The sequence below is a fragment of the Streptomyces prunicolor NBRC 13075 genome (assembly GCF_000367365.1).
In the GTDB taxonomy this organism is placed as follows: domain Bacteria; phylum Actinomycetota; class Actinomycetes; order Streptomycetales; family Streptomycetaceae; genus Streptomyces; species Streptomyces prunicolor.
This window is the reverse complement of record NZ_BARF01000156.1, coordinates 24,929-31,294: the sequence shown is the minus strand read 5'-3', so window position 1 is coordinate 31,294 and position 6,366 is coordinate 24,929. Positions and strand designations below refer to the sequence as shown.

At 67.9% G+C, this 6,366-nt stretch carries 7 protein-coding genes; 5 read left to right on the top strand and 2 right to left on the bottom strand.

Going from position 1 to position 6,366, the window contains the following annotated elements; genetic code table 11:
• Positions 1 to 400 (top strand): hypothetical protein (locus tag SPR02S_RS53210; protein WP_019065221.1); only part of this gene is annotated, 400 nt, incomplete at its 5' end.
• Complete coding sequence (locus SPR02S_RS53205; protein WP_019065220.1) at positions 397 to 771, top strand: hypothetical protein; 375 nt, start codon at positions 397 to 399, stop codon at positions 769 to 771. The genes SPR02S_RS53210 and SPR02S_RS53205, both read left to right, overlap by 4 nt.
• A gap of 222 nt (positions 772 to 993) precedes the next feature.
• Here the strand turns inward: SPR02S_RS53205 and SPR02S_RS53200 are convergent, their stop codons facing one another.
• Together SPR02S_RS53200 and SPR02S_RS53195 are read right to left on the bottom strand one after the other, a co-directional pair.
• Positions 994 to 1,428 carry a cytidine deaminase family protein gene (locus tag SPR02S_RS53200; RefSeq protein ID WP_019065219.1) on the bottom strand — a complete coding sequence of 145 codons (435 nt, stop codon included), beginning with the start codon at positions 1,426 to 1,428 and terminating at the stop codon, positions 994 to 996.
• 271 nt (positions 1,429 to 1,699) lie between these two features.
• On the bottom strand, positions 1,700 to 2,266 hold the full coding sequence (locus SPR02S_RS53195; protein ID WP_158698023.1) for a hypothetical protein: 567 nt from the start codon (positions 2,264 to 2,266) through the stop codon (positions 1,700 to 1,702).
• Between the two features lie 353 nt (positions 2,267 to 2,619).
• On the opposite strand from SPR02S_RS53195, the gene SPR02S_RS53190 reads away from it, so the two are divergent.
• The 3 genes from SPR02S_RS53190 to SPR02S_RS53180 all read left to right on the top strand — a co-directional run bounded on the left by SPR02S_RS53190 (position 2,620) and on the right by SPR02S_RS53180 (position 6,364).
• On the top strand, positions 2,620 to 3,453 hold the full coding sequence (locus SPR02S_RS53190) for a hypothetical protein (RefSeq protein ID WP_019065217.1): 834 nt from the start codon (positions 2,620 to 2,622) through the stop codon (positions 3,451 to 3,453).
• Positions 3,454 to 3,667: 214 nt separating this feature from the next.
• Positions 3,668 to 4,894, top strand: a complete 1,227-nt coding sequence (locus SPR02S_RS53185; protein ID WP_019065216.1) for an ROK family transcriptional regulator — start codon at positions 3,668 to 3,670, stop codon at positions 4,892 to 4,894.
• 111 nt (positions 4,895 to 5,005) lie between these two features.
• Positions 5,006 to 6,364, top strand: a complete 1,359-nt coding sequence (locus SPR02S_RS53180) for an ABC transporter substrate-binding protein (protein WP_019065215.1) — start codon at positions 5,006 to 5,008, stop codon at positions 6,362 to 6,364.
• Positions 6,365 to 6,366: the final 2 nt, after the last annotated feature.

Genomic DNA, 6,366 nt, shown 5'->3' with positions numbered 1-6,366 from the left:
CCAGATCGCCGACATCCTCCAGCAGCGAGGCGAGGTCGACGAAGCACTCGAACTGCAGCTCAAGCGCTTGGAAGTCAATGAGCAGCTCGGCGACATGGACGGCATCGCGGCAGCCAACTGGGACCTTGCACGAATCGATCTGAGTCGCCAGGATCTCGACGCGGCGGTGCCGAGGCTGGTCACCTCGTTTCAGCTCTTTCTGAAGCTTCAACGGCCGGATGGCATCGCGGCCGTCGGGACTACCTGGGGGCAACTTCTGCTGGCCGCAGGTGAACGCGAGCAGGCCCGACAGGTGTTTCAGACGAGCCGAGCCGCTGCCGCCAAGATCGGTTTCGCAGACCTTGTTGACCAGCTCGATGAGCTGCTGAATGCCACCGACGACGGAAACGAGGAATCATGATCATCGAGTTTGTCGGAGCGGACGTCGAAGCCGCCGGAAAGAGCGTCGCCGCGTTGACAACGAGCTGGGGCTACCCACCCGAACCAGCTCCGACAGCGGAACCGGCGACCGGCCCGGACACCAAGGGCGTCGACCCCCTCGCGCTGACGTCCCTGATCGTGTCCATCCCATCGGCCATGCTCGCGGTCGCGGACATCGCCGACCGTATCCACAAACGGCGCCGCGCCGGCGAGCTCATCGAACGCGCCCAACAACTCAGGGCGCAGCAGGCAGCCGCACGACTCGTGCGCGAAGACCGCTCCATCGACCTTGCCGCTCTCACCCCCGACCAGCTTCTGGACCTCATCGCCGACGAGCCTCCAGCAACCTGAACCCAGGGAGCGCCGCCCGAGGGCCCGGCCCCGGTCAGCCCCGCCCGACGAACCCGGGACCGCGACTGCCTGATCTGATCGGCTACGTCTGCGTCGCAGCCAACCCAGGTGCCTGAGCCGCAGCCCCGGCCAAAGCCGCAAACGACCGAACGACCGCTCCTGCACAACAACCCCAGCAACCGTCAGCGTCGACGTCGGTGTCAGACAGCCGAGTCCCCCGGTCTACTCCTCGGCGTCGCCCTCGTCGAGTTGATGGTCGGCCCAGACAAAGCTTTCGGGCAGCAAGTCGGTGACCGGGACAGCTCGGACGCGCTCGCCTTCGCCGACGATGACCTTAAGTTCGGGAAAGTACTCGAGGAGAACCTGCCGGCACCGCCCGCACGGAGGAACCACCCCCCGGTCACGGTCACCCACGGCGACCATCGTGTCCAGCTCGTAGATGCCCTGGCCGGCTGCCGCGCCGATGACGACCAGCTCGGCGCAGGGGCCTCCCGTGAAGTGGTAGGCGTTCACCGCCGTCACGATCCGGCCGTCCCGGGCGCGGGCCGCGGCCGCCATGGTGTGGTTCTCGCCCCGGCAACGAGTGCGCGCGATGTGCGCCGCAGCCTGGATGAGTTCGTGGTCGACGGGGTCGACATGGTGGGTCTGCGTGGTCATCTTCTCTGCCTTCGTCGGGGTGTCAGGCGACGTTGACCCGAGCGGCGATGGGGTGCAAACGAATATCGGCGGTGTGCTCGTTCCGCCAGACGATAGGGCACCGGATCATGCTGCCCTGTTCCTCGTGATTGCTGCGGGGTCAGTGCCGTCGCAAGGTGGGTGTCGCCCGCCAACGCACGCGCCCCTCAACACCGCACTCACCGCACTCACCGCACAGCCGACTGAAGCCCCACCACAACCCAACTACCGCCCCACCCAACCAAATCATGACCTACGACACCCAAGCCGCCCCCTCGCCCTCCCCCAGCCCCAACTCCTCACCCACCTGACACAACGCCACAAAAGACGCCCCCCGCCCCAACCCCGAAGACCCCGTATGAGCCGCCCCCGCCCGCAGGTCGACCACGACCGTCCCCGACCTCTCGTCGAAGGCGATCGAACCCCAGACCGTGCGCTTACGACGCCCTGGCCGCCAGTGGAACCAGATCTCCTCGCGACCCTTCTCCGCCGTGACGGACGCGCGGTCCGACGCCTTGAGCTCCGTGCGCATCCGGTCCGACCAGCCCGCCGAGGGCCGTAGCACGCGGAGTTGGCGGGTCTGGCGGGCGGCGAGGGCATCCGGGGTGAGGGTGATGCCCGACCTGCGCGCCCGGTGCCGTAGCAACAGCCATGCCACGGCGGCCAATACGACGCTGGCGGCGGCCCATGTCGCCGCCAGTTCGCCCGCCGCGCTCCAGGCGAGGCCGCCCCGGTCCCAGAGTTCGAAGCCGACCCGGATCACCACGGGTACGGCGACCGCGCACGCCACGTCCCACCAGCACCCCACCAACACCCTCACGCTCCGCACCCCGTTCCCTGGATCCCCCTGCCCCGCAAACGCCGCTGATCAAAAGTCAAAAGCCTGTGAGGTGGCTGGCAGGCCAGCTCCGTCCACATCACGAATCGGCCTCGGGCGCGGAGCCGTAGCGGCCGAAAAGCGCCCAACAGGCCTCGCAATTCCGGCAGATCGGGGGAATCTCCGCCACCCGCCCTCACCTGCGGCTTTACCCATCGTGACGAAGCCGTGATGCGATCACCTTCACGGGCTCAACTCATTTTCATCGCAGGCTCGCCATGCCTAAGGTCGCCCTACGACGGGCCCTTGTTCTGGAGCGCAACGCCCAGGGGTCCGTTTCGAATGTGGGGACAAGAATGAGAAAACTCGCCATCGGCGCCGCGATGACCGGTGCCCTGGCCCTGACCGGGCTGGCCGCGCCGCTCGCGCAGGCCGCTACGCCGGCCCTGGTCTTCAGCGGGGTGACGGTCAACAAGGGGAAGGCGATCGTCGTAGGGACGACCGCGACGGTGAAGGTGCCCGTCACGTACACGCTGACGCGGCCGTCCGATGTGACGATCGACAACAAGAAGACGTTCGCCGGGATCATGCTCTACCGCGGCGGACTCTCGGACTCCGACAACGAGCTCGACGCCGGCCTGGCTCCGACCTGCACGACGACCGCGACGACGGACACCACCGTCACCGAGTCCTGCTCCGACACGATCGCGATCGACCCCGGGGACAGCCTGTACGAGACGGCCGACGCGACCACCTGGAACGTCGCCGGCGTCTACGCCCACATCGATGCCGATCTGGACGACTCGGACGAGCAGATCAGCTACTCCACCGACTTCGCGGCCTGGGGCGGCAAGGGCAAGGTCAAGATCCAGCGCGCCGCCAAGCTCACCGCCAACGCCTCCCCGGAGCCGGTGAAGAAGGGCAGGACCATCACGGTCACCGGTGCGCTGACGCGGGCCAACTGGGAGACCGGCAAGTACACCGGCTATGTCTCGCAGCCGGCCAAGTTGCAGTTCCGCGCGAAGAGTTCGAGCACCTACACCACCGTCAAGACGGTCACCACCGGCAAGAGCGGTGCCCTGAAGACGACCGTGAAGGCCGCCCAGGACGGTTACTTCCGCTACGTCTTCGCCGGCACCTCCACCACCGGCACGGCCACCGCCGCCGGTGACTTCATCGACGTCAAGTAGGACGCCAGGTAGCGCCAGCCCCTCCACCACCGCCCCCGAGGTAACGAGTCTGTTGCCTCGGGGGCGGTGTCTATTGACGCCCCCTTCGTCCCGGGCTTACGTTCCTCCCACCCAATTGGAAACTTTCCTAACAGTGATCACGTGACACGCTGTGTGGTTCGGACGTTCGAGAGTCCGAGTGTTCCGAGAGCTCGAAAGGCAGGTGGCGTAAGACATGGCTGGAACCTCCGGTACCCCGGGCACCGGCACCCCGGGCACCCCCCGCGTCCTGCGCGCCATGAACGACCGCGCCGCCCTCGACCTCCTCCTGGAGCACGGCCCGCTCTCCCGCACCCGGATCGGCAAGCTCACCGGCCTCTCCAAGCCGACCGCCTCGCAGCTGCTCGCCCGGCTGGAGGCGGCGGGGCTCGTCCTCGCCACCGGGACCAGCGAGGGGCGGCCCGGGCCCAACGCCCAGCTGTACGTGGTCAATCCGGGCGCCGCGTACGCCGCCGGGCTCGACGTCACGCCGGAGCGCATCCGCGCCGCCGTCGCCGACGTCACCGGTCGGACGGTGGGCGAGTTCGAGCTGCCCACCCCCGGCCGGCGGCCCGCCCAGCCTGTCGTACGGCAGGTGACGGACGCCCTCGACGGGGCCGTGAAGGCGGCCGGGCTCGCGCGGGACGACGTCCACCGGCTCGTCATCGGCACACCCGGCGCCTTCGACCCCAACACCGGCCGGCTGCGCTACGCCTCGCACCTGCCGGGCTGGCACTCCCCCGCCCTGCTCGACGAACTCGCCGCCGCGCTGCCGATGCCGGTGGAGTACGAGAACGACGTCAACCTCGTCGCCATCGCCGAACAGCGGCTCGGCGCGGCCCGCGGGCACGGCGACTTCGTGCTGCTGTGGAACGAGGGCGGTCTCGGCGCCGCCCTGGTCCTCGGCGGGCGGCTGCACCGCGGCTGGACCGGCGGCGCCGGCGAGGTCGGCTTCCTGCCCGTGCCGGGCGCACCCCTGGTCCGCCAGGTGACCAAGGCCAACAGCGGTGGTTACCAGGCCCTGGCCGGTTCACAGGCCCTGCCCGCGCTCGCCCGCGAACTCGGCATCACCGAGATCCCGACGGGTTCCTACGCCGAGGTCGCCGCCGCCCTCGTCGCGTCCGCCGCCGACCACACCACCGGCCCCCAGCGGCGGCTCCTGGAGATCTACGCGACCCACCTCGCGACCGGTCTCGCCTCGCTCGTCTCCGTCCTCGACCCCGAACTCGTCGTCCTCAGCGGTGGCTCGCTGGCCGCGGGCGGCGAACCTCTCCGCGCCCTCGTCCAGGCCGAGTTGGAGGAGCTGGCGGCGTCACGGCCCCGGCTCGTCGTCGGCGACGTCCATGAACACCCCGTGCTGCGCGGCGCGTTGGAGAGCGCACTGGCAACCACCCGCGACGAGGTCTTCGACACCTCCCGCTGATCCCACTTCCCGCACGGCCGACTCCGGTTCCCCCGGACCGACTTCGGCCCACCTCGAACCACCCGGCTTCCCCAACCACCACACCCCGCCCCGCCCTTGGGAGACCTCGCCATGCCCGGAACTTCCCGGAAAACACCCATAACGTCCCGAAAGGCGGCTGTCGCCCTCGCCGCCTCCGCCTCGCTCGCCCTGCTCACCACCGCCTGTACCGGCCAGTCATCGTCCGGTGCCTCCGACGACGCCTCGAAGGACGTCACCATCAACTTCTGGCACGCCTGGAGCGCCGCCTCCGAGCTGAGCGCCGTGAAGTCGCTGGTCGCCGGGTTCGAGAAGGCGCATCCCAACATCCATGTGAACGTCGTCGGCAACATGACCGACGACAAGATCAATCAGGCGCTGCGCACCGGCGGCGGTAAATCCCCTGACGTGATCTCGTCGTTCACCACGAACAACGTCGGCAAGTTCTGTTCGTCGGGCGCCCTCGTCGATCTCAACCCCTTCTTCAAGAAGGACGGCATCGACCCGGAGACCACGTTCCCCAAGGCGATGAACGAGTACACCCAGTTCGACGGAAACCGTTGCACCGCCCCCCTGTTGGGCGACGCCTACGGGCTCTACTACAACAAGACGGAGTTCAAGAAGGCCGGCATCACCAGCCCGCCCAAGACCTGGTCCGAATTCGAGGCCGACGCCAAGAAGTTGACGATCAGCAAGGGCGACTCGTACTCGCAGCTCGGGTTCATGCCGAACTACCACGGCTGGGAGAGCACCACCGAGCACCTCTTCGCGCAGTTCTCGCCGACGTACTTCGACAAGAGCGGCAAGTCGGCGCTCGCCACGGACCCTGCGTTCAAGGCCGGTTTCACGCTGCAGAAGAAGCTCGTCGACGAACTCGGCGGTTTCAAGAAGCTGGAGAGCTACCGCTCCACGCTCGGTGACGAGTGGGGTGACAAGCACCCCTTCCACACCGGTCAGGTCGCGATGCAGCTCGACGGTGAGTGGCGGCTCGGGATGGCCACGGCCGCAAATCCCAAGCTGGACATCGGAGTTGCCCCGCTGCCCGTGCCGGACGACCAGGTCGCCCAGTACGGCAAGGGCTACATCACCGGCACGATCACCGGGATCGCCGCCAACAGCAAGAAGCAGAACGCGGCTTGGGAGTTCGTCAAGTACATCACCACGGACACGGACGCGGTGGTGAACTTCTCCAACGGCATCCACAACGTGCCCTCCACCCTCGCCGCCCTCAAGTCCCCGAAGCTGAAGTACGACCCGCGCTTCAAGACGTTCCTGGACATCGCGTCGAACCAGTACTCGACGACAAGTCCCGCCTCCATCAACGGCGGTGTGTATCTGACGACGATCCAGAACCTCGGATACGACTACGAGAGCGGCAAGGTGAAGGACCTGGACTCCGCGCTGAAGAGCACGGCCAAGCAGATCGACACCGACATCGCGCAGGCGAAGTAGCC

Coding starts and splice junctions, on each gene's coding strand:
- SPR02S_RS53205 (WP_019065220.1), top strand. CDS start 397: ATGATCATCGAGTTTGTCGGAGCGGACGTCGAAGCCGCCGGAAAGAGC.
- SPR02S_RS53200 (WP_019065219.1), bottom strand. CDS start 1,428: ATGACCACGCAGACCCACCATGTCGACCCCGTCGACCACGAACTCATC.
- SPR02S_RS53190 (WP_019065217.1), top strand. CDS start 2,620: ATGAGAAAACTCGCCATCGGCGCCGCGATGACCGGTGCCCTGGCCCTG.
- SPR02S_RS53185 (WP_019065216.1), top strand. CDS start 3,668: ATGGCTGGAACCTCCGGTACCCCGGGCACCGGCACCCCGGGCACCCCC.
- SPR02S_RS53180 (WP_019065215.1), top strand. CDS start 5,006: ATGCCCGGAACTTCCCGGAAAACACCCATAACGTCCCGAAAGGCGGCT.